24 protein-coding genes are annotated in these 22,996 nt (G+C 57.0%); 12 read left to right on the forward strand and 12 right to left on the reverse strand.

Annotated features, from left to right (window positions below; translation table 11 throughout):
- Nucleotides 1–3 precede the first annotated feature (3 nt).
- From GOW04_RS12300 to GOW04_RS12315, 4 genes are all read right to left on the reverse strand, one after another.
- Entirely contained in the window at nucleotides 4–858 is an 855-nt protein-coding gene (locus GOW04_RS12300; protein WP_171232723.1) for a xanthine dehydrogenase family protein subunit M, read from the reverse strand.
- Between the two features lie 148 nt (nucleotides 859–1,006).
- Entirely contained in the window at nucleotides 1,007–2,110 is a 1,104-nt protein-coding gene (locus GOW04_RS12305) for an MHYT domain-containing protein (RefSeq protein WP_171232724.1), read from the reverse strand.
- A 308-nt stretch (nucleotides 2,111–2,418) separates the two neighbouring features.
- Nucleotides 2,419–3,669, reverse strand: coding sequence for an adenylate/guanylate cyclase domain-containing protein (locus GOW04_RS12310; RefSeq protein ID WP_171232725.1), 1,251 nt, complete (start codon nucleotides 3,667–3,669; stop codon nucleotides 2,419–2,421).
- Between the two features lie 60 nt (nucleotides 3,670–3,729).
- Nucleotides 3,730–4,182, reverse strand: coding sequence for a MarR family winged helix-turn-helix transcriptional regulator (locus tag GOW04_RS12315; protein WP_152457012.1), 453 nt, complete (start codon nucleotides 4,180–4,182; stop codon nucleotides 3,730–3,732).
- A 57-nt stretch (nucleotides 4,183–4,239) separates the two neighbouring features.
- Here GOW04_RS12315 and hmgA point away from each other — a divergent pair, with 57 nt between their 5' ends.
- From hmgA to GOW04_RS12350, 7 genes are all read left to right on the forward strand, one after another.
- A complete protein-coding gene (gene hmgA / locus GOW04_RS12320; RefSeq protein WP_171232726.1) occupies nucleotides 4,240–5,595 on the forward strand; it encodes a homogentisate 1,2-dioxygenase in 1,356 nt (451 codons plus the stop codon).
- Nucleotides 5,596–5,813: 218 nt separating this feature from the next.
- Nucleotides 5,814–7,070 carry a fumarylacetoacetase gene (fahA, locus tag GOW04_RS12325; protein WP_171232727.1) on the forward strand — a complete coding sequence of 419 codons (1,257 nt, stop codon included), beginning with the start codon at nucleotides 5,814–5,816 and terminating at the stop codon, nucleotides 7,068–7,070.
- A 10-nt stretch (nucleotides 7,071–7,080) separates the two neighbouring features.
- The gene (locus tag GOW04_RS12330) at nucleotides 7,081–8,031 is read left to right on the forward strand and encodes an MBL fold metallo-hydrolase (protein ID WP_039541551.1); all 951 of its coding nucleotides are present in this window, start codon (nucleotides 7,081–7,083) and stop codon (nucleotides 8,029–8,031) included.
- Between the two features lie 135 nt (nucleotides 8,032–8,166).
- Complete coding sequence (locus GOW04_RS12335; RefSeq protein WP_171232728.1) at nucleotides 8,167–9,777, forward strand: FAD-dependent oxidoreductase; 1,611 nt, start codon at nucleotides 8,167–8,169, stop codon at nucleotides 9,775–9,777.
- Between the two features lie 5 nt (nucleotides 9,778–9,782).
- Complete coding sequence (locus GOW04_RS12340) at nucleotides 9,783–9,980, forward strand: DUF2783 domain-containing protein (RefSeq protein WP_171232729.1); 198 nt, start codon at nucleotides 9,783–9,785, stop codon at nucleotides 9,978–9,980.
- 11 nt (nucleotides 9,981–9,991) lie between these two features.
- Nucleotides 9,992–10,630, forward strand: a complete 639-nt coding sequence (maiA, locus tag GOW04_RS12345) for a maleylacetoacetate isomerase (RefSeq protein ID WP_171120367.1) — start codon at nucleotides 9,992–9,994, stop codon at nucleotides 10,628–10,630.
- Nucleotides 10,631–10,716: 86 nt separating this feature from the next.
- Entirely contained in the window at nucleotides 10,717–11,070 is a 354-nt protein-coding gene (locus GOW04_RS12350) for a DOPA 4,5-dioxygenase family protein (RefSeq protein WP_152457005.1), read from the forward strand.
- On the opposite strand, the gene GOW04_RS12355 is transcribed toward GOW04_RS12350, so the two are convergent.
- Nucleotides 11,049–12,677, reverse strand: a complete 1,629-nt coding sequence (locus GOW04_RS12355; RefSeq protein ID WP_171232730.1) for an acyl-CoA synthetase — start codon at nucleotides 12,675–12,677, stop codon at nucleotides 11,049–11,051. The genes GOW04_RS12350 and GOW04_RS12355 overlap by 22 nt on opposite strands.
- 221 nt (nucleotides 12,678–12,898) lie before the next feature.
- Between GOW04_RS12355 and GOW04_RS12360 the strand changes: the two genes are divergently transcribed.
- Nucleotides 12,899–14,290: an aspartate aminotransferase family protein gene (locus GOW04_RS12360; protein ID WP_171232768.1), complete on the forward strand. Its 1,392-nt coding sequence runs from the start codon at nucleotides 12,899–12,901 to the stop codon at nucleotides 14,288–14,290.
- A 91-nt stretch (nucleotides 14,291–14,381) separates the two neighbouring features.
- Here the strand turns inward: GOW04_RS12360 and GOW04_RS12365 are convergent, their stop codons facing one another.
- From GOW04_RS12365 to GOW04_RS12385, 5 genes are all read right to left on the reverse strand, one after another.
- The gene (locus tag GOW04_RS12365; RefSeq protein ID WP_171232731.1) at nucleotides 14,382–15,557 is read right to left on the reverse strand and encodes a peptidase S41; all 1,176 of its coding nucleotides are present in this window, start codon (nucleotides 15,555–15,557) and stop codon (nucleotides 14,382–14,384) included.
- A 126-nt stretch (nucleotides 15,558–15,683) separates the two neighbouring features.
- The gene (rplT, locus tag GOW04_RS12370; RefSeq protein WP_152457001.1) at nucleotides 15,684–16,049 is read right to left on the reverse strand and encodes a 50S ribosomal protein L20; all 366 of its coding nucleotides are present in this window, start codon (nucleotides 16,047–16,049) and stop codon (nucleotides 15,684–15,686) included.
- A gap of 14 nt (nucleotides 16,050–16,063) precedes the next feature.
- Nucleotides 16,064–16,264, reverse strand: coding sequence for a 50S ribosomal protein L35 (rpmI, locus tag GOW04_RS12375; protein WP_010443552.1), 201 nt, complete (start codon nucleotides 16,262–16,264; stop codon nucleotides 16,064–16,066).
- Between the two features lie 183 nt (nucleotides 16,265–16,447).
- Nucleotides 16,448–17,998, reverse strand: a complete 1,551-nt coding sequence (locus GOW04_RS12380) for a sodium:alanine symporter family protein (RefSeq protein WP_171232732.1) — start codon at nucleotides 17,996–17,998, stop codon at nucleotides 16,448–16,450.
- Nucleotides 17,999–18,011: 13 nt separating this feature from the next.
- Nucleotides 18,012–18,449 carry a universal stress protein gene (locus GOW04_RS12385; RefSeq protein WP_171232733.1) on the reverse strand — a complete coding sequence of 146 codons (438 nt, stop codon included), beginning with the start codon at nucleotides 18,447–18,449 and terminating at the stop codon, nucleotides 18,012–18,014.
- 198 nt (nucleotides 18,450–18,647) lie between these two features.
- On the opposite strand from GOW04_RS12385, the gene GOW04_RS12390 reads away from it, so the two are divergent.
- Entirely contained in the window at nucleotides 18,648–19,109 is a 462-nt protein-coding gene (locus tag GOW04_RS12390; protein WP_174830357.1) for an Lrp/AsnC family transcriptional regulator, read from the forward strand.
- Nucleotides 19,110–19,121: 12 nt separating this feature from the next.
- Here GOW04_RS12390 and pyk read toward each other — a convergent pair whose 3' ends face one another.
- Nucleotides 19,122–20,567, reverse strand: a complete 1,446-nt coding sequence (gene pyk / locus GOW04_RS12395) for a pyruvate kinase (protein ID WP_152456997.1) — start codon at nucleotides 20,565–20,567, stop codon at nucleotides 19,122–19,124.
- A gap of 142 nt (nucleotides 20,568–20,709) precedes the next feature.
- On the opposite strand from pyk, the gene GOW04_RS12400 reads away from it, so the two are divergent.
- From GOW04_RS12400 to GOW04_RS12410, 3 genes are all read left to right on the forward strand, one after another.
- On the forward strand, nucleotides 20,710–21,447 hold the full coding sequence (locus GOW04_RS12400) for an N-formylglutamate amidohydrolase (RefSeq protein WP_171232734.1): 738 nt from the start codon (nucleotides 20,710–20,712) through the stop codon (nucleotides 21,445–21,447).
- An 87-nt stretch (nucleotides 21,448–21,534) separates the two neighbouring features.
- Entirely contained in the window at nucleotides 21,535–21,774 is a 240-nt protein-coding gene (locus GOW04_RS12405; RefSeq protein WP_152456995.1) for a DUF6868 family protein, read from the forward strand.
- Between the two features lie 87 nt (nucleotides 21,775–21,861).
- Nucleotides 21,862–22,176 (forward strand): DUF1244 domain-containing protein, encoded by a 315-nt coding sequence (locus GOW04_RS12410; protein ID WP_171232735.1) that lies wholly within the window; start codon nucleotides 21,862–21,864, stop codon nucleotides 22,174–22,176.
- A gap of 127 nt (nucleotides 22,177–22,303) precedes the next feature.
- On the opposite strand, the gene GOW04_RS12415 is transcribed toward GOW04_RS12410, so the two are convergent.
- On the reverse strand, nucleotides 22,304–22,903 hold the full coding sequence (locus tag GOW04_RS12415) for a carboxymuconolactone decarboxylase family protein (protein WP_254430130.1): 600 nt from the start codon (nucleotides 22,901–22,903) through the stop codon (nucleotides 22,304–22,306).
- Nucleotides 22,904–22,996: the final 93 nt, after the last annotated feature.

The following is a 22,996-nucleotide window of genomic DNA, read 5'->3' on the forward strand; positions in this document are numbered from 1 at the left end:
TCCTCAGGCTCTGGCCCAGGCGTTTTCGATCGCACGGCGCAAGATAATCGCCGCTGCGTGACGTTTGAATTCAATGGGACCGCGGTTGTCCTGTGTGGGGTCAATGTCGCCCAACATCGCGTCCACCGCCGCTTTGATTGCCGCATCATCCAGGGACGTGCCGACAAGCGCAGCGCCAGCTTTTTCAGAATGAACCGGTGTATCGCTCAGATTGGTCATCGCGATGGAAGCCGAGGTGCAAGTCCCATTTTCTTTAGTTAAAAGGACCGCAGCAGCCGCAGTGGCGTAGTCGCCGATTTTGCGCTTTTGCTTTTCGTAGGCGTACCCGCCCTTTGGTGCATTGAACTCCACCGCTGTCAGGATCTCTTCATCCTCACGGTCAGTCATATAAGCCGCTTCGTAGAAATCACGGGCCGCGACTTTGCGTTGGCCATCCGGCCCGACCAAAGTGAAAGTCGCGTCCAGGCACTGCATCAAGCCCGGCATGTCATTACCCGGGTCGCCGTTTGCAACGTTGCCGCCAACCGTGCCCATGTAACGCACTTGCGGGTCTGCGATCTGCAAAGAAGCCTCGCGCATGATCGGAGCAGCCAACGCCAATTGAGCGTTGTCGATGATGTCATGTTGCGTCGTCATCGCGCCGATGCGGATGCTATCCCCCTCAATGGAGATGCCGCTCAAACCCTCCACATCCTGCAAGTCGATCAGATGTGGCACTTCGGCCATGCGGAGCTTCATCATGGGTATCAGACTGTGCCCCCCTGCGAGGACCCGTGCGTCATCTCCGTGCTCCACAAGTACGGACAGGGCGCCCGCCAAATCCTTAGGTCTATAATATTCAAAGGCAGCTGGAATCATTGCCTCTCCTCCCTGCAGCAACTGTTCTGGCTGTTAGAGAAGCTCGCGCGACGTCGGGTTGTTGACCCGGGAAAACACTTTGTTTTCGCTAATTTTGCACGAAATGCGCTTCAGGACGCACGAGTTGCGCTGCCTGAATTACCACGCGTTACCCAAAGGCGGTCAGTGCTGCTTTCAGGTTTGATCGGCTGACCGGCACCGGGGGAAGATCGGCCTCACCAAAGGTGCATTGTCCCTTGTCTTTGGTCCGTTCAAACCGCGCGACTTTTTTGGGGTTCACGATATAGCTGCGATGCACGCGCAAAAAGCCAGTTGGCTCCAGCCGTTTGACCGCTTCAGTGATCGGCCAGACGCAAAAGTATTTTTCTGTGCGGGTGTAGACCTGCGTGTAGTGACCATCCGCCCTGACAAATGCAACGTCAGGCGCGGCAATAAAGACCTTGCCTCCGTCTCTTTCACAGGGGATGCGAATGGGTGGGGTCTGATCTGGTGAAGGCTCGTCTTGGGCCACGCCTGTCATCGGGATCTCTGTGGCTTGCATAGGCACAAGATAAGTTGTGCCGACCCACAAAAATGCGCCGAAGATAACAAAGCTCGACAGGATCACCCCAACGGCCATCACTTCGTTGCTGATGACGGGCCCAAACTCTCGGATATCTTTCAAGGCTACAAAATTGGTTCCTGCCATGGCCAGGAAATGCACTGAAAAGACAGCTACGCCAAAACATAGCGTGCCGATCGCGATGGTCCTGTTGGAACGCTCATTATAGGCAATGCCGATCGCCAGAATGCACAGGACAATAGCCAATACCGACGACCCGAGCACCCCTTGAAGGGTATAAACGGGTTTGCAAAGCTGCATGCCAGCCATTCCCACATAGTGCATCGCCAAGATGCCCGCGCCTACGATTGCTCCGGCAGCAATGATGACCCCCCTGGAGCGCTCAGTGAAATGCAAAAGGACAAGCGCCAAGGCGACCATAAGGATCGCAATAAGCGCAGACGCGAGCGTGATTGCGGCATCATAGTAAAACAGGATGGGCAACCTTAGGCCAAGCATAGCCACGAAGTGCATTGACCAGATCCCTCCACCCAAAGCAACGGCACCCAACGCGATGGCCAACCTGCGTTGTGAAAGCGACTTTTCGGACAAATCCCTCGTCAAAGACAATCCCGTGGCCCCAGCAACTAGCGCCACAACGAACGATGTAACCACCAACCAAGGGTTATGTCCGAAGTCCAGAAATTCCATGGGCCGGACAATGCCGCAGCGGATTTCTTAATTCAATCTTTGCCTGTACCTAGCAGAGGTACATCCGGCAGAAACAATTCCTGCACAGCCATTGCAAGCAAGGACCAGAGTCTGTCTCAGCGTTTATTGCTCGTTGGGCAGGACTGCTGTGAGATGAGTCATCGACAGCTTTGGGCTCTAACCAGCTTAATGTTCATATTCACACTATAGTCGAACATCCGGTCCAAACCGCCGCTCAATCCCGGCGGGTTAAAGGCGTTCCATCAAGCCTTTCAGTTTCGGAACCGCTGGAAGGAATAGCCGCAAATTCAATCGGATTCTGATGGCCCGCCGGGACTGTATACCGTAAACAACTCTTTCGGCTCATTCACGCCGCGCAGCATGTAGCGGCCGACCGAGACAAGCTCCTGCGCGCAGGGCTGTGCAGCGCGGGCGACATCGTCCGAGATAAGGATCCTTTGACCCAAAGACCGGTGCATTCCCGCAATGCGGGCGGCCTGGTTGACAGCCGGGCCGATCACAGTGAAGTCCAGCCGGGTCTCGGACCCGATATTACCATAGAGAATCTCGCCCGAATGTAGGGCCAGCGTATAATTGGCCACCGGCAGACCTTGCGCGCGGCGCCTTGCGTTCAGTTCATCCATGCGGGACTGCAACAAAGGCACAGCATCAAGCGCGGCACGGGCGTCTTCGTCGATCTCTCCGACATCGAACATTGCCATCAGGCCGTCACCCATGAATTTCAGGATGTTGCCGCCCTTGTCATGCACCACACCCACGGCGACAGCCAGATAGTCGTTCAGCATGTCGATGATCTCATGCCCTGGCAGGTCTTCGGACAGCGTGGTGAAGCCTTCGAGGTCGAAATTCCAGATCACAGCATCGATTTGCTGCAAAGACCCGCGCCGAATTTCACCCGACAGAACCCGGCGACCGGCATCCCGCCCCAGATAAACCCGCATCAAATCCTTGGCCAGATCCTGGTTCTTGGCGGATTTGAGCGCCAGCCCCAGATGCGGCAGTACAGTTTGTATTTTGTTCAGATCGCTGTCTTCGAATCCGTTCGGTGCGTCGCTGGTCCAGGACATCAGAACACCATCGCTGACCTTCTTCGTGCCGTCGGGGCGCAGTTGACTGGCCCCTTCATATGACAAGCCGGTGGCATAATAGTCTGTCGCTCCGATTTCACGCAGATCATTCAACAAAGGAAAGCGGCTGGGTTCATTATGGTCGACCAGTTTGACCCGGATTTCATCCAGATCATCGTTCAGCAGCACATAGAGTGGGCTTTGCTGCCAAACTTCGCTGGGCGTTTCCGTGTATTCAAACTTCTCAGATTCACCGCCCGCGCCGTTGTACCAGCTGTAACCGGTACCACCGTAAACCGGATGCAGGGTCGACTGCGCCGCATGAAAGCGCATCAACGGAATACCCATTTCCACCAATCGGGCACAAAACCCTTCCAACAGCTCTTCTTGCCCGGCGCCCTCTAGCCCCTTGTTGACCAGCCAATCAATCAGGGAATGTGAGAAAACTGAAGCGGAATCTGGCAATGTCATTTTGTTGTCCGTATCAAGTATGATCCCCATTTGGGGGCAGGCCGCGTCAATTGCCATAGGTCAGTCCAAACCAGCCAACCTTTGCAGCATTTGTCGCAACAACGCGGCCTCTTCCGGTTTGAACAGGCCTGACAGTTTCGCATCGTAATTGGCAGCAACGCCGCGCAGGTCACGATACACAGATTGCCCTGCTGGTGTTAGTGTCAACCATTCCGCCCGCCGATCCGCTTCGTCCCGTGTGCGTTTCAGGTATCGACGCTGTTCCAGCTTGGCGACCGCACGGCTGATTTTGGTTTTGTGCATTCTGGCGCGCTCACCGATTTCCTTGGCGGTCATCTCGCCAAACAAACCCAGATGGAACAATACCCGCCATTCGGTTCTGAGCATCCCATAACGGCCCTTGTAAACTGCCTGAAACTCAAGCGAAGCCCGTTCGGCCGCCTGATTCAGCAGGAAGGGCAGAAAATTTTGCAGATAAAAGTCATCATTTTTTTCGGATTCATCGTGTGTCATGCTTGTTAGTTACAAAATCAACTATTAACCGACAAGCAGCAAACGGAGGAAAACGCAATGAATCGTCCGACTGATCCGCATACGCTGACACAGGCTGCGACGCCTGTCGGAACTCATGCAGGCTATATGCCAGGCTTTGGGAACGACTTTGAAACCGAGGCCCTGCCCGAGGCCCTGCCGCAAGGGATGAACAGCCCGCAACGGTGCAACTATGGTCTTTACGGAGAGCAGCTGAGTGGCACGGCCTTTACCGCCAACCCACCCGAGCGCACCTGGTGCTATCGTATTCGCCCATCCGTAAAGCATTCACATCGTTATGAAAAAATTGACCTGCCCTACTGGAAATCGGCCCCCTGCATTGATCCGGATGTGATCAGCCTTGGCCAGTACCGCTGGGATCCCATCCCGCATTCCGACGAAGGTCTGAACTGGATGACGGGTATGCGGACCATGACGACCGCAGGTGACGTGAACACGCAGGTCGGCATGGCAAGCCACATCTATCTGGTCACGGAATCCATGGTGGATGACTATTTCTTCTCGGCTGATTCCGAATTGCTGGTTGTGCCACAGGAAGGGCGCCTGCGATTTGCGACAGAACTGGGAATCATCGACTTGGAACCCAAGGAAATCGCGATCATTCCACGCGGTTTGCTGTACCGGGTCGAGGTTCTGGAAGGCCCTGCGCGCGGCTTTGTCTGCGAGAATTACGGTCAGAAGTTTGAACTGCCGGGGCGCGGACCAATCGGTGCCAACTGCATGGCCAACCCGCGCGACTTCAAGGCACCGGTGGCCGCTTATGAGGATCGTGAAACCCCTTCTACCGTGACAATCAAATGGTGCGGGCAATTCCACACAACCAAGATCGGCCACAGCCCACTGGATGTCGTGGCATGGCACGGCAACTATGCGCCCTATAAATACGACCTGCGCAACTATTGCCCCGTCGGCGCGATCCTGTTTGACCACCCCGACCCGTCGATCTTTACAGTTCTGACGGCTCCGTCCGGCCAGCCCGGTACGGCCAATATCGACTTTGTCCTGTTCCGTGAACGCTGGATGGTGATGGAAGACACGTTCCGCCCGCCGTGGTACCACAAGAACATCATGTCCGAGCTGATGGGCAACATCTACGGCCAGTACGACGCGAAACCGCAGGGCTTTGTTCCCGGCGGCACAAGCCTACACAACATGATGATCCCACACGGCCCCGACAGGGAGGCCTTCGACAAGGCGTCATACTCAAACCTGGGGCCGGACAAGCTGGACCAGACAATGTCGTTCATGTTCGAAACCCGCTTCCCGCAGCACCTGACCTCGTTTGCCGCCACCGAAGCGCCGTTGCAGGATGACTATATCGATTGCTGGACATCGCTTGAGAAGAAGTTCGACGGAACGCCGGGCAAGAAATGAGCCACCCATCGGTTCAGTTTCATTGCCGTCGTCCTGCCCGCGCTGAACATGCCGGAGTTGAACCGGTTGCCGAGCCAACGTGCCTCGGCAACCGGTGTGCAGTGACGCCTCGTGCATATGACATGCCACAACCGCGGCGGCTTCGTGCTATTGCTATCTCCGTTCCAAAGCCAGAATCCTTCCGAACCTCTGAGAACATAACAAAATAGGGGCAAGACATGCCTTTGATGACTTCATGGGTGGCGTCGGCCAATGACGCGACACATCCGTTCCCACTGAACAACCTGCCTTATGGTGTCTTCTCGACCGAAGGTGATGATCCGCGTTGCGGCGTGGCCATCGGTGACATGATCCTTGACGTCACCGCCGCCGAAGCCGAGGGGTTGATCACCCTGAGCGATGAGCCGCTGTTCGACATGCCGTTCTGGAACCCTCTCATGGAGGAAGGCCCAGCCGTCTGGGCGGCCCTGCGTGAGCGGCTGATCAGCCTGCTGGCCGAGGGTTCAGATGAACAAGCCAAGGTCGAACCGCTGCTTGTCAAACAAGAAGATGCGGAAATGCATCTGCCCTTTGCGGTCAGCGAATACACCGATTTCTACGCAGGCCGAAACCATGCCTTCAACGTGGGCACCATGTTCCGGGGGCCGGAAAACGCCCTGCCGCCGAACTGGCTGCACATTCCCATTGGTTACAACGGCCGCGCATCTTCGGTCGTGGTCTCGGGCACGGATATTCGCCGCCCCTGGGGTCAGTTGAAAGCCCCCGATCAGGACTTGCCCGCCTTCCTGCCCAGTCGCCGTTTTGACATCGAGCTTGAGATGGGCGCGATTGTCGGAACGCCCTCGGATGGTCCGATCACCGTGCAGGAAGCGGATGACAATATCTTCGGTTACGTGCTTCTGAATGACTGGTCTGCGCGCGACATTCAGGCATGGGAATATCAGCCGCTGGGCCCGTTTCAGGCAAAGGCCACGGCAACCTCGATCAGCCCGTGGATCGTGACCAAGGCGGCGCTCGAGCCATTCCGCTGTGACACGCCACCCCGCGAGTTCGAGTTGCTGGATAACCTCAAGGATTGCGGGCCGATGCTCTATGACATCGATCTGGCGATCACCATGGCACCTGCCGGACAACCCGCCACGACGATTGCCCGGACCAATTACAACCAGATGTACTATTCCGCTGCGCAGCAATTGGCGCATCACACCACATCAGGATGCCCCATGAACACGGGCGACCTGCTGGGATCGGGAACCATTTCCGGGCCAACCAAACCTGAACGTGGCTCGTTGCTGGAGCTTAGCTGGGGCGGCAAGGAACCTCTGACATTGGACAGCGGTGAAACCCGCAGCTTCATCGAGGATGGCGACACGTTGACCCTTACCGGCGCAGCCCAGGGCGACGGCTACACGATCGGCTTCGGTGAATGTGTCGGCACCGTTTTGCCCGCTCTTGAAAACCCATATTCACGATAAGGAACCCACCATGGCCAAGGCATTCGCGTCCCAGGGGGACATGTCGGAAAAAAAGATCAGCTTTACTGAAGTCGGAGAAGGGCTCTATGCCTTTACTGCTGAAGGCGATCCGAATTCGGGTGTGATCATCGGTGACGACAGCGTGATGATCGTCGAGGCGCAGGCGACTCCGCGTCTGGCAAATAAGGTTATCGAATGCGTGCGTTCCGTCACCGACAAACCGATCACGCATGTGGCCCTGACCCACTACCACGCAGTGCGTGTTCTGGGCGCAAGCGCGTTCGGCGCGCAGCAGATCCTGATGTCGGACATGGCCCGCGCCATGGTCGTCGAGCGGGGTCAGGAAGACTGGGACAGCGAATTCCAGCGCTTCCCGCGCCTCTTTGAAGGGCATGAAAGCATCCCCGGCCTGACATGGCCCACCACCACCTTCAGCGATACGATGACGGTGTATCTGGGCAACCGCCGGATCGACCTGATGCATCTGGGCCGCGCGCATACGGCAGGCGATATCGTCATCCATGTGCCGGATCAGAACGTGATGTTCACCGGCGATATCGTCGAATATCACTCGGCCTGCTATTGCGGTGACGGTCATTTCAGCGATTGGGGCGACACGTTGGACGAGATCAAGTGGTTCGACGTCGACGCCATCGCACCGGGGCGCGGCGATGCGCTGGTTGGCAAGGACATGGTGAATGCGGCCATCGAGAACACCCGCGATTTTGTCGAAAGCACATACCGGCCGGCGGCGAAGGTCGCGGCGCGCGGAGGGTCCCTGAAAGAGGCCTGGGACGCAGTCCGCGCTGAATGCGATCCGAAGTTCGCCGACTACGCAATCTACGAACACTGCCTGCCGTTCAACGTGGCCCGCGCCTATGACGAGGCGCGCGGCATTGACACGCCCCGCATCTGGACCGCCCAGCGCGACCTCGAGATGTGGGAAGCGCTGCAAGGCTGACGAAAAACGGTCGAGTTTGATCCAGATCGTTTTTTGCGGCGGGATTCGATGGAACCATAAACTAAGACCTCCGGCGCCCGTCGCCGGGGGACAGGACATGCAGCACATCGGTGCATCTGTTTCGGGGGGGAGCCCATGAACAAGATCTTTGAAACGCCGCTTTACGGATATGAACGCAGCCCGGATCAGGACAGCCCGACGCCCGTCAGGCACAAGGTCATCGTGATCGGTGCGGGGCCGGTTGGTCTGGCCGCCGCCATCGATCTGGCCCAGCAAGGGGTCGAAGTTGTGGTTCTGGACGAGAATGACAAAGTCAGCTTCGGCAGCCGCGCCATCTGTTTTTCTCAGCGTACGTTGGAAATCGCAGACCGGCTGGGTTGCGGCCAGCGATTGGTCGACAAAGGCGTGCTGTGGGACCGGGGCAAGGTCTTTTTCGACGACCGTCAGGTCTATGATTTCAACCTTCAGCCGGACGAAGGTTATGCCAACCCGGCCTTCATCAACTTGCAGCAATACCATTTTGAAAACTTCTTTGTGGAACGCGTGCGCGAGTTGCAGGCAAAAGGCGCACCGATTGAAATTCGCGGGCGCAACAAGGTTGACGCAATCGGTACGCACGAAGATCATGTTCGGCTGGAGGTCGAAACCCCCGAAGGCCCCTATACACTCGAGGCCGAATGGCTGATCGCCTGCGATGGTGCCGCGTCGCCCACCCGGCGCATGCTGGGCATCGATTTCGAAGGGCGTGTTTTCGAAGACAATTTCCTGATCGCGGACGTGATCATGGATGCCGATTTCCCTTCGGAACGCTGGTTCTGGTTTGACCCGCCGTTCAATCGCGGGCAATCCGCGCTTTTGCACAAACAACCCGACAATGTCTGGCGTATTGACCTGCAACTGGGTTGGGACATCGACAAGGAACGCGAAAAGCGCCCCGAGAATGTGATCCCGCGCCTCAAGGCGATGCTGGGCGATGACGTCGAGTTTCAGCTGGAGTGGGTCTCAATCTATACGTTCCAGTGCCGCCGCATGGAGAGCTTCCGCAAAGGGCGTGTCCTATTCGCCGGCGACAGCGCGCACCAAGTCAGCCCCTTTGGCGCGCGCGGTGCCAATTCCGGCCTGCAAGACACTGACAACCTGTGCTGGAAACTGAAACTGGTACTGGATGGGAAAGCCCCAGAAAGCCTGCTGGACAGCTACAACGCGGAACGCGTGCACGGGGCTGATGAGAACATCCAGAAATCCAGCCGCTCCACCGATTTCATCACGCCGAAATCCGAAATGTCGCGGGTTCTGCGGGATGCGGTTCTGGACCTCAGCGAGAAGTACGAATTTGCGCGTCCGTTGGTGAATTCAGGACGCCTGAGTCAACCTTGCACCTATGACGGCTCGACCCTGAATTCTGCCGACGCGCTGAATGGCCCAGCCGAAACGCGCCCCGGCTCGGCCTGCCCGGATGCGCCGCTGGGTGATGCGTTCCTGTTGCCCAAACTGGCAGGCAAATTCACCCTTTTGACGATTGATGCGGATGCCCCAGAAGTGCTGGAAGAAGACGGGGTCGAGGTCACGCGGTTGGCGCTGTCGGTCAAGGATGACCAGACCCTGGCGCTGAAACGTCGCTATCTGGGCGACGCAACCAGCGCGGTTTATCTGATCCGTCCTGATCAGCACGTGGCGGCGCGCCGGGACAGTTATGAAGAAAACAGTTTCCGCCATGCAATCCGCAGAGCCTGTGGCAAGGAGTGAGCGCGATGTCAGACCTGATCCTATCCCCGAATATCGACGATGCTGACGACTTCTATGCCGAGCTGCTGGCCGCGCATGAAGGGCTTGAAAAAGCCGGCAGTGACGCGCTGAACGCCCGACTGGTTCTGGTACTGGCCAATCACATCGGCGACAAGGCGGTATTGTCTGACGCTATTCGCGCCGCCACCCTGGCCGACAAGTGACGGATTCGAATGTGAGCAAAACCGTCCTTTATGACTATTGGCGGTCCTCGGCCAGCTATCGGGTGCGGATCGCCCTGAATCTGGCCGGGATCGACTATCGCGCGGTTGTCGTCGACCTGGTGGGCGGCGAACACAAGGGCGATGCCCATATTGCGCGAAATCCACAAGGGTTGGTTCCGGTGCTGGATATTGACGGGCAGCGGCTGACACAGTCTCTGGCCATTCTCGACTATCTGGACAAGACACGTGAATTGAACCTTCTGCCCGACGATGCAGCAGGGCGCGCGCGCGTGCAGGCGCTGGCCTATGCGATTGCGGTGGACATTCACCCTGTTTGCAACCTTTCAGTTGCTCGCCATGCGACCACCCTCAGCAAAGATCCGACCGACATGCCCGGAGAGTGGATGCGGCACTTCATCCGGCCGGGGTTGCAGGCCTTCGAGACCATGTTGGGTGAGTTTGAACAAACCCCCTATTGTGTCGGTTCACAGCCCGGCCTCGCCGACATCTGCCTGATCCCGCAGATCTACAATGCACGCCGGTGGAAGGTCGACCTGTCGGACATGCCCCGTCTGCTGGGTGTCGAAAAGGCCTGCGCCGATCATCCCGCATTTGTTGCGGCGCATCCTGACAGGCACGCACCCCAATAAGCTTGCACAGGTCCTGTGTGCCGGTGTGCCTAGGCGTTCGTCGCAATCGGACTTAGCTTTGTTTCATCAAAGCAAAAGAGGTTCTGATGCCCGAGATCACCGGATACCACGCCCATGTCTATTTCGACGCCGACACGCAGCACACGGCGCAACAGGTCTGCGAAGAGGCCGCGCGTCTGTTCCCCGTCCGGATGGGACGCATGCATAGCCGCAATGTCGGCCCCCACCCGCGCTGGAGCTGCCAATTGAGCTTTGCGGCTGATGCCTTCGATCAGGTCACTCCGTGGTTGATGCTGAACCGGCGGGGCCTTACCGTTTTCACCCACCCGGAAACCGGCGACCATCTGGCCGATCACCGCGATCGCGCGATTTGGATGGGTGAAATGCTGGATCTGGACCTGTCGATCTTTGACACGCTTCAGCCCAGCGCCCGCGCCTGATCCCGCAGAACGAATTTCTGCACCTTTCCGGTTGAAGTCTTCGGCAGGGTGCCAAACACCACGGTCTTGGGCGCTTTGAAATGGGCCATGTTGTCCCGGCAAAAGGCAATCAGCTCTGCCTCGGTCGCGATTGTACCAGGCTTCAGCTCGACAAAGGCACAGGGGGTTTCGCCCCATTTCTCGTCTGGCCGGGCCACAACCGCCGCTTCCATGACTGCCGGGTGTTTGTAGAGAATGCCCTCGACCTCGACGGAGGAGATGTTCTCGCCGCCTGAAATGATGATGTCCTTGGACCGGTCTTTGAGCGCGATATAGCCATCCGGATGCATGACGCCCAAATCGCCGGATGCGAACCAGCCACCCTTGAAGGCCCCATCGGTGGCATCAGGGTTCTTGAGATACCCTTTCATCACCACGTTGCCCTGCATAAAGATCTCGCCCATGGTTTCACCATCCGCAGGCACGGGCTCCATCGTATCGGGATCGGCCACCATCAGGCCAGACAGCGCCGTATACCGCACGCCCTGCCGTACTTTCAGGGCAGCACGGTCTTCGGGTCCCTTGTCGTTCCATTCATCCTTCCAGGCACAAACGACCGAGGGCCCGTAAGTCTCGGTCAGGCCATAAACGTGCGTGACCTCGACCCCCATCGCCTCCATCGCTTCAATCACGGCGGCCGGCGGCGGAGCGCCCGCGGTCATCACCTTGATCTGATGGTCAAAGTCTTTCAGTTCATCCGGCGCGTGGGCCAGCATGTTCAAAACGATGGGAGCACCGCAGAAATGGGTGACCTTCTCATCACGGAATGCCGCATAGATCGGCTCGGCACGCACGGCGCGCAGACAGACGGACACGCCCGCATTGGCGGCCATGGCCCAGGGGAAGCACCATCCGTTGCAGTGAAACATCGGCAAGGTCCACAGATAGATCGAATGCTTGGGCATATCCCAGTCCAGCAAATCCGATTGTGCATTCAGCGTGGCGCCGCGGTGGTGATAAACCACGCCCTTGGGATTGCCCGTTGTGCCGGACGTATAGTTCAGCGTGATCGCGTCCCATTCATCCTCGGGCAGTGACCAGTCAAATTCGGGGTCTCCCTCTGATATCAGGGCGTCATAGGTCAGGCTGCCAAGCCTTTCACCGCCTTCAAAGCTGGGATCCTCGATGTCGATTACCAGAATATCATGATCAACCTGCTCCAGCGCCTCTTTCACGACGCCGGAAAACTCGGGTTCAACCAACAAGGCCTTGGCTTCGGCGTGGTTCAGGATGAAAGCGACTATCGGAGCATCCAGACGCGTGTTGATGGCGTTCAAAACGGCACCCGCCATGGGCACACCAAAATGCGCTTCGTACATCTCGGGGATGTTTGCGGCGATAATTGAAACGGTATCACCCTTTCCGATACCCCGCGCATTTAGGGCCCCCGCCAGCCGGCGGCACCGGGCATAGGTTTCAGCCCAAGTATACCGCCGCTCACCATAAACGACCGACGGGTAATCGGGATAAACCTGCGCCGTGCGCTCAATGAACGAGAGGGGCGACAAGGGTGTGTAATTCGCCCGGCATTTGTCCAAATGACGCTCATAGATATTCGTCGCTGCCAACTGCTGATCCTCCCTGCACTCGGTTTGCGCGACTTGAGCACAAACTTGGTGCTCTGACAAATCCGTAGTATTACGATACCCTTATTGACTGGCAATACGGGATGGTGCGATCTGGCCCTACTTAGATCCGACCATTCGCGGTGATCTGAAGCATCTTAAACATATGCCGGGGCACGCCATTTCCGCACCCCGTGCACCGCACCTCACTGAAAGGACTTGTCATGGACGGCACGTTCAACGAAAACGATCTTTCCCGCGTGGTCGAAGCCGACCGCGCCCATATCTGGCATCATCTGATCCAGCACAAACCCTTTGAAACCAATGACCCCCGCATCATTGTCGAAGGCAAGGGCATGCGCGTCTGGGACCAGAAAGGCAAAGAGCATCTGGATGCGGTTTCCGGCGGCGTCTGGACTGTCAACGTCGGCTATGGCCGCGAATCGATCTGCAAGGCCGTTTATGACCAGCTGATGAAGCTGTGCTATTTCGCCAATTCGGCCGGCTCTATCCCCGGCGCGATCTTTGCCGAGCAACTGATCGACAAGATGCCCGGCATGAGCCGCGTGTATTACACCAACTCGGGCTCTGAAGCGAACGAGAAGGCGTTCAAGATGGTGCGCCAGATCGCGCACAAGAAGTACGGCGGCAAGAAGACCAAGATCCTGTATCGTGACCGCGATTATCACGGCTCGACTCTGGCGACCATGTCGGCAGGCGGTCAGGACGAGCGCACCGCACAATACGGCCCCTTTGCGCCTGATTTCGTGCGCGTGCCCCACTGCATGGAATACCGCAAGCACGAGCTGGACGGCGCCCCCGAAGAGAACTTTGGCGAATGGGCCGCAGATCAGATCGAACAGGTCATCCTGCGCGAAGGCCCCGACACCGTCGGCGCACTGTGCCTCGAGCCGGTGACCGCAGGTGGCGGCGTGATCGAAGCGCCCGAAGGATACTGGCAGCGCGTGCAGGAGATCTGCAAGAAATACGACGTGCTGCTGCATATCGACGAGGTTGTCTGCGGCGTGGGCCGCACCGGCACATGGTTCGGTTATCAGCAATACGGCATCAAGCCGGATTTCGTGACCATGGCCAAGGGCGTCGCCTCGGGCTATGCCGCGATTGCCTGCATGGTCACCACCGAGGAAGTCTTTGACATGTTCAAGGATGATGCTTCGGACCCGATGAGCTATTTCCGCGACATCTCGACCTTTGGTGGCTGCACTGCCGGTCCGGCGGCTGCGATCGAAAACATGCGCATCATCGAGGATGAAAACCTGCTGGGCAATTGCGCGGCCATGGGTGACCGCATGATGGGCAACCTTCAGGCGCTGATGGAAAAACACAAGGTCATTGGCGACGTGCGCGGCAAGGGCCTGTTCTTGGGTGCCGAGCTGGTCGCAGACCGTACCAGCAAAGAGCCTGTGGACGAGAAACTGGCACAGGCGGTTGTGGCCGACTGTATGAACCAGGGCGTGATCATCGGTGTCACAAACCGCTCGATCCCAAGCCGCAACAACACGCTGTGCTTCTCGCCTGCCCTGATCGCCACGACAGATGACATCGACCAGATAACCGACGCGGTCGATGGCGCGCTGGGGCGTGTGTTCGGGTGAGTTCCCTCAATGAATTTACGAAAACCGGCGCTGAATGCGCCGGTTTTTTTTGCGTTCGCGTGGCATCTACGCGGGCTTTCCTGCCATTCGTCTAATTTCTCAGACTTCTGAGAATTCGTTGATAGAACGCGCCGTGTGCATCTTCAGCGGTAGGTTCGGTGATCAATTCCCAATCCAAATCCAGTGTTCCAGCCGGAACTAGTTGCCGCGCGATCTCGGCTGGTGTGGTTTCATCGCTGGTTCCGTTCTCCCAATCATGAAAAGCCGATGAGTATCGAACGACCGCCCCGCTGGTTGGCAAATCGAGCGAACCTCCCTCGGCAAAAAACGTCAACCCGTCACCCATTTCTTCCCCTATGAGCTTGAGCCTAGGTCCCAATCGATGTTTGAGGATGGCGACAAAAACTATCGCAGCCGAAAACGTGAATTTATCGACAAGCACAACAACCTGCCTGCTTGCGTTTTCAGAGATGGCGTCGATCAAGGGCATCGTTTTGAGAAAGTCGCCACCAGTGTTTCCACGAATGTCAATCAAGAGCGTTTTTTCCGAGCAAACGCTTACTTGTTCTGCTGCACCTGAGATGGCTTTCGGCAGCGCACCTTCTCCTGAATCGAAAAAACTGGGCAACAGTATCGAAAGCCCAAGTCCCCGCCAGCCCTTAGTCTCCACAAGTCTCTCGGGTGTCCAAGCCGGATCGGCCCGGCCATGCTCGTTTCTCGGGTAGAGCGTTGATGCAGGAACCGTATGACCGTTTTCCACTTTGAATTCGGATATCTGACCGTTCTCGTCTTGCACGCGATACTCGGTCGTTTCGTCTTTTGAGGAAAAACCGAGACGAGCCAAAGCATAGGGCCACACGAGTATAATCGATCCGATTACCCGTTTCCTTTGGCGCGTTCCTGCCAGAAATGTTTCTGAGGCGGCTTCGATTTGGCTTAACGGTGTGCCGTTGACTGCAACCAGCTTTCCTCTGGGCGCAGTTGTTTCTGGTGCCGTACCAACTAACTGGATGGCAGTTCCGATGCTCACGAATCTCAGCGGGAGCACCGAGATGGCATCATTCGGAATCAGCCGCGTGTGCCCGTTGTCGGGAAGCGCCAGTAGGCGCATTGTTGAAAACAGAAAGGCCTCTTTCAGACCTTCTGAAGCGTATCTTCGGGCATCACTAATGCAACTGTCTATCGCCGTCTGTTCGATCCGCCGAAAGCTGGGATCGCGTGGCAAGGCAGTTTCTAAAACTTGCTCAAAGTCTTGTACCAGCGACATAGTTTAAGGTGCGCACGACTGCTGGACGATGTCCAGAGTGTGCTTAACACCGACGTCCAATCTATGGAAAACAAAAAAGCCGCCCCAAATGGGACGGCCTTTCCTTCACTGTCTCTCGAAAGAGAATCAGGCGGTCAGAGCTGCCTGAGCTTTGGCGACGATCGCGCCGAACGCTTCCGGTTCGTGCACGGCCAGGTCGGCCAGAACTTTGCGGTCCACCTCGATACCGGCCAGGTTCAGGCCGTTGATGAAGCGGGAATATGTCAGTGCTTCGTCATGCGAACGGACAGCAGCGTTGATACGCTGGATCCATAGCGCGCGGAAGTTGCGCTTGCGGTTCTTGCGGTCGCGGGTTGCATACTGGTTGGCCTTGTCGACGGCCTGACGCGCAACCTTGAAGGTGCTCTTGCGGCGGCCATAGTAACCTTTGGCGGCCTTGATGACCTTCTTGTGACGGGCGTGAGTTACGGTTCCACCTTTAACGCGGGACATCTCTTAATCTCCTCTTAGCGGTCGTAGGGCATGTAGCCCTTGACGATCTTGGCGTCGGGGGCGGACAGGGTGGTGTTGCCACGGGCATCGCGGATGAATTTCTTGGTCCGCTTGATCATGCCGTGCCGTTTGCCGGCCTGGCCAGCAAGGACCTTACCGGTCGCAGTCACCTTGAAGCGCTTTTTGGCGCTCGACTTGGTCTTCATCTTAGGCATTTCCGTCTCCTTTTTCGGGTTCGGTTCCAGACGCGACTCGGCATGCCATCTCGGCCGGTCACGCGATCAGAAGCGCCGTTTACGCAAGTTCGGTCATACTGGCAAGGGGGTTTGGATCAGATTCTGCGCTTTTTGCCGGCTGATCGGGCACTGGGGCGACAAAGGCCGCCCCAGTGATTGGGTTTAGTGTTCGAATTTCCGGATTTCACCGGTTTTCAGGCGCTCGGAATACGAGGCCAGCTCCTGACGCACCACTTTCATCAGGAAGTAGAGCGCAAAGACGTTGACCACCGCCATCGCAAAGATCGCCGCATCCGAGAAGTCGATGACCGGGCCAAGGTTGGCTGCGGCACCGATGACGACGAAGATGCAGAAGATGATCTTGAACACCAGCTCTTTGGTGTGGCCCTCACCGAACAGGTAAGTCCAGGCCTTGAGGCCATAGTAGGACCAGCTGATCATGGTCGAGAAGGCAAACAGGATCACCGCAACCGCCAGGATATACGGGAAGAAACCGAACGCGCTGCCGAAGGCGGCAGAGGTCAGGCTGACACCCGAGTTGCCGTCAACAGTGGCAATCGCCGTGCCGGCCTCATTCAGCATATAGTTGCCGGTTTCGGGATCGATGATCAATTGCTGGGTGATGATGATAACCAGAGCGGTCATCGTGCAGATCACCACGGTGTCGATGAACGGCTCCAGCAATGAAACGAAGCCTTCGGTGATCGGTTCCTTGGTCCGAACAGCCGAGTGCGCAATCGCTGCCGAGCCAACACCCGCTTCGTTCGAAAACGCCGCACGTTTGAAGCCCTGGATCAGCGCCCCGACCATGCCGCCTGCAACACCCAGACCGGTGAAGGCGCCGGCGAAGATCTGACCAAAGGCCCAGCCGATCATATCCGCATTCATCAAGATGATGACCAAAGCGGTCAGAACATAGAGAATGCCCATGAATGGCACCACCTTCTCGGTCACCCGTGCGATAGACTTCAGGCCGCCGACGATGACCATGAAAACAACCGCTGCGAAGACCAGCCCGGTAATCCAGCCCGGATAGTCACCTACGATTCCCGCGATCTGCTGATGCGCCTGATTGGCCTGGAACATGTTGCCCCCACCCAGCGCGCCAAGGATACAGAAGATCGAGAACAAAACCGCCAGGATCTTGCCACCCGGCAAGCCCAGTTCGTTGAACCCTTTGGACATATAGTACATCGGGCCACCCGAAACGGTGCCGTCTTCGTACTCGTTGCGGTACTTCACGCCCAGCGTACATTCGGTGAATTTCGACGCCATCCCCAGAAGACCCGCCAGGATCATCCAGAAGGTTGCGCCCGGTCCGCCGATGCCGACGGCAACAGCAACACCCGCGATATTCCCCAGACCGACCGTACCGGAAAGCGCCGTAGCCAGAGCCTGAAAATGGCTGACCTCGCCCGCATCATTGGGGTCGGAATAGTCACCTTTGACAAGACTGATTGCGTGGCCAAAAAACCGCATCTGCACAAAAGCAAAATACAGCGTGAAAACCGTCGCAGCGATCACCAGCCACATCACGATCCATGGGAAACTGGTCCCGGGGAATGGCGCGAAGATGAAGCTGACGAATGGACCGGTCAGATTAGCGAAAGTCTGGTTGATTTTTTCATCAAGCCCCGGAGCTTCTTGCGCAAAGGCAGGGCTGGCGACAATAGCGGCTGCCATTGAGGCGCCGAGTTGTTTAAGCATTCTCATTTTGTCCCTCCCTTCAGTTCACAACCGTGACCGGAACATCGGCATGCATCACAAGGTTCTGGGTCGAGCTGCCGAAGATACGTTTCTTGATCCCGTCCGCCGAAGACCGGCCGACAACGATCTGCGAGCCGCCCATTTCCATTGTAATGGCGTTCAAGGTCTCGGCCACGTCGCCGTGGCGAACAACACCCTGCGCTTCAAAACCAGCCTCTCTGAGGGCCTCAACGGCAGGTGTCACGACCCGCGACGTTGCCAGATCAACCTCTTCTTCCCGTCGCTTGTGACGCTGCGCGTTTTCTTCCGGTGTCTGAAAGGTGTAAGGGGACCATTCAATCACATAAGCGACCACCAGTTCACACGACCCGATCAACTTTGCCAAATCCTTGGCAAAGGTAATCACGCGCTCACCGGTCTCTGTCCCGTCGAGTCCTATGACAATCTTTGTTGTCATGTCGTTCCTCCATTATTTTTCATTTGGCCGAGGCCCGTGCCCCCGGCAGGGCAGCCGGAACTTGGAACTTTCAATAAGACCGCCCTTTGGTAAGTATCAGGAATTTTCACTAGGAATTGGGGATTTTTTTGGTCTATATTCAGTGGAAATTGTCGTTTTACACTAAAATAACAGGAAGTTTTACTGATTAGTAGAGAATTGGACAATATCGATCAACGCATCCTGCACGAGCTTGAGGCCAATGGCCGGCTCTCAATAGTTGAGCTTGCGGCGCGCGTAAACCTTACAAACACGCCCTGTTCCGAGCGTGTGAAACGACTGGAAAAGAACGGCTATATCAAGGGCTACAGCGCCATCGTCGACAAAGAGAGAATGGGGCTGGCCCTTCTGACCGTCGTACAGGTTTCGTTGACCGCAACGGCCGAGCAATCCCTGGAAAAATTCAACGAGGCCGTTCGCGATGTGCCGGAAATCGAAAGTTGCCTGATGGTGGCAGGGTCGTTCGATTATCTTCTGACTGTCCGCACCCGCGATATCGCGCATTTCCGGATGATACTGGGTGAGAAAATCAACAAGCTGCCCGGGATTCACCAAACCAGCTCTTTCACGGTCATGGAGGCCGTGAAAGAGCCGGTTGGCCAACGGGTGTCCGGGCCTTGATACCCGTTCCGGTTATTCGGGATCCGTGCTGTAGATCAGTCGCTCGTCACAGGGCGCCACGCGCAGAATGTTGGTGGTGCCCGGTACGTTGAACGGCACCCCGGCGGTGACAACGATCTGGTCGGTTTCAGTTGCAAAGCCCCCTGCCCTTGCGGCGCGCGCTGCGTTTACAACCGCGCTTTTGAACCGCTCGAGCTCGGGCGTCATGACGCAGTTGCAACCCCAGCTCAGGCAGAGTCTGCGCGCCGTTCCCATCAGCGACGTCATCGCGATAATCGGAACACCGGGACGTTCGCGCGCGGTCAATGCGGCTGTCGTGCCACTTTGCGTAAAGCAGCAGATCGCCTTGATATCGGTTTTCTCGGCTATTTCACGCGCGGCGGCAACAATCCCGTCCGCAACGGTGGTGCCCTTGGCGGTACGCGAGGCCGCGATGATCTGCGTATACGTCGGGTCGGCTTCAACTTCGATGGCAACCTTGTTCATCGTCTGCACCGCTTCGATCGGATACGCACCGGCTGCCGATTCCGCGCTGAGCATGATGGCATCGGTGCCTTCGTAGATCGCCGTCGCAACGTCCGACACTTCGGCACGGGTCGGCATCGGGCTTTCGATCATGCTTTCCAGCATCTGTGTGGCGACGATGACGGGCTTGGCTGCCCCGCGGCATTTACGGACCAGTCGTTTCTGGATCGGAGGCACGGCAGAAACAGGCAGTTCCACGCCCAGGTCGCCGCGTGCCACCATGATCCCGTCCGACGCATCAAGAATATCGTCAAACGCCTCAACTGCCGCAGGTTTTTCAATCTTGGACAGGATCGCTGCGCGGCCATCCGCAAGCGCGCGAGCCTCGAAAACGTCTTTGGCGCGCTGCACGAAGCTCAGCGCCAACCAGTCGACACCCAGTTGGCAGACAAACTCCAGATCCTCTCGGTCCTTGGCCGACAAAGCCGCCAGCGGCAGCACCACATCAGGAACGTTGACGCCCTTGCGGTTCGAGATCGTGCCACCCACCTCGACCGTGCAATTTGCAAAATCCTGCCCGCAGTCCTGAACGATCAGTCGGATCTTGCCGTCATTCACCAGCAGGCGCGCGCCCGGCTCAAGCGCCGCGAAAATCTCGGGATGCGGCAGGCAGACCCGGTTGATGTCGCCCGCAGCAGGGTCGAGGTCGAGCCGGAAGGACGCACCTTCTTCCAGCTCCTCTGCCTCATTGGCAAAGACACCAACGCGCAGCTTGGGCCCCTGAAGGTCGGCCAGAATGGCAATCGGGCTGTCCAGATCTTTTTCCACCTGCCGAATAATCTTGTGCCGTTCGCGGATCTCATCATGGCTGCCATGGCTCATGTTCAAACGAAAGACATCCGCGCCAGCCTCGTGCAGGGCACGAATCGTGTCATAGTCATTTGACGCTGGCCCCAGCGTCGCCACGATTTTCACATTTCTTAGGCGTCGCATTGGCATAGACCTCCTTACGTCATCTCAAGTTTGCAGATCAGCTTACGCAAAATGTTACCGCAAACATCATCTCGATGCTTATTGCGCAATTCCCTTTTCAAAGCAACTGCCCTACACCAGCGGCAAACAAGATGACAGGCTCATGACATACACTCCATTTTTCGTCCACGGTGCGGATCGCCCGTCTCGCTGGCTGATTACATGCGACCATGCAACCAATACTGTTCCCCCTGACGTAAATGGCGGCGATCTCGGTCTGCCGCGCGAAGATATGGAACGCCATATCGCCTATGATGTCGGCGCGTATGAGGTGTCGAAACACTTGGGCGATATCCTGAACGCGCCTGTGATTGCCGCCAACTTCTCGCGGCTGGTCATCGATCCGAACCGGGGTGAGGACGATCCCACGCTGTTGATGAAGCTCTATGATGGGTCAATCATACCCGGAAATCGCCATGCAGATGATGACGAGCGCGAACGTCGCCTGAATATGTGCTACCGCCCCTACCACGAGGCACTGGCACAAATGGCGGCCCTGCCCCATGCTGTGATCGTTTCGATGCATTCCTTCACCCGCCAGCTGCGCGGTCGTGAGGCGCGCCCGTGGCACATTGGCGTGCTGCACACCTCGGACGAGCGGTTCTCTGGCCCGCTGATCGAAAGGCTTCAGGCCGAGGAAGATCTGTGCGTTGGCGTCAACCAGCCGTATACCGGAGTTCTGCCGGGGGATGCGATCGACAAACACTGTACCGCGTTTGGACGCCCCAACGCACTGATCGAGCTGCGCAACGACTTGATCGCAGACCATGCGGGGCAAAGGGAATTGGCCGAGCGATTGGCGGTGATCCTGCAAGATGCATTGGAAGCCAGCGACCTTTGACCGCAAGTCCTGCGCGTGCTTTTCCGCTCATCACGCTGTTGTGAGCACGGCCTTCATGTCCCATATCAACTGGGAAAGGGGGTCATCATGACACAAGAGTTTTTGACGACGTTTTTTGGTTGGATGGCCGTGCTCAATATCGCGGTGCTTCTGTTTACCACCCTGATGGTTCTGCTTTTGCAGGATTGGATTGCCGACATTCACGGCAGGATGTTTCGGATGGAACGCCCGGATGTGAAACGCGCCTATTTCAGGTATCTTGCGAACTACAAAATCCTGACGCTGGTTTTCTGCATCGTGCCTTGGCTAGCATTGAAATTGATGTGAAAAGGCGCTTCGGCCCGTCCGTTTCTTGTAACGGGTCCACTGGATTGTTAGGTCAGAAGCAACTCATTCGCCATCCGGAGCCAGATCATGGACAAGCAAACCGAAATTGAACTTCAGGCTGCCGCATTTCGCCGGTTGCAAAAACACCTGATGGAAGACCGCACGGACGTTCAGAACATCGACATGATGAACCTCGCCGGGTTTTGTCGCAACTGCCTGTCGCGCTGGTACCAGGAAGCGGCAAACGAAAAGGGAATCGAACTGGGCAAGGATGGAGCCCGCGAGATTTTCTACGGCATGACGATGGATGAATGGAAATCGAAATATCAAACCGAGGCCAGCCCCGAGAAACAGGCCGCCTTCAAGGTTGCGTTCGAAGAAAACGTCGGCACGAAAGACTGACAACGCAGAGCTCAAAAAGGCCCGCCGATCCGGCGGGCCTGTTGATTTGGATTACCGTTTCAAGCTGTTGTGCCACGCCCGCCATACGCTTATTCGAGGCCCCTGGCCCAGACCGACAGATCAGAAGTCATGCGAAAAGCCCGTTTGCCTTGCCAAAATCAAGGTAGCACCTTTTGCTACGCAGGTTGTCGAGCACGTCTTCACCGGCGGAATTAGTATCTGAATGATACTCGGTAATTCCGGTGCCCTCTAACATACGATTCATCAAGTTGAACAAACCGCAAACTTGTATAGCGTCAAACAGCGCATTCTCGGACCAGCCGGCATCGTAGACTGCTTTTGCATCGGCTTCAGTCATGCGGGAGGGGCTGGTTGTTAATTTCCCGGAATAAGCCAGAATGGGTTTTAGACTGTCGTCGATATCCGCGCTTTCAAGATCATCCATCAAATCCTCGATGGTGCTGACATCAATGCCGAAAGCCTTGGCATGCACGGTGTGCGCGCCATGACAAAAAGCGCAGGCGTTCAATCCGGAGACATAGGCTGCAATGATCTCTCGTTCCGCGATGCTGAGTTCACTGTCGCCCCGCATGACACGATTTTGGTACTCTGCCAGAGGTCCAAGTTTCTCCGGGAAAGCGCGATAGACGTGGCCCAGATTCGCGTCTTCGGGCATGGACGGAAACAGGTTTTTCATTTCAACCTCTCGAAAATCAGTATCTTGCATCCTAGCTGGGCTCCGGGCTTTCGCAAACAAGCAACCTTTTGCATGTCGCAAGGCGGCATGGAGTAGTTGGTGTTATCCCCGAGTATTGCAGTC

The organism is Ruegeria sp. HKCCA4812, assembly GCF_013034245.1.
Classification (GTDB): Bacteria; Pseudomonadota; Alphaproteobacteria; order Rhodobacterales; family Rhodobacteraceae; genus Ruegeria.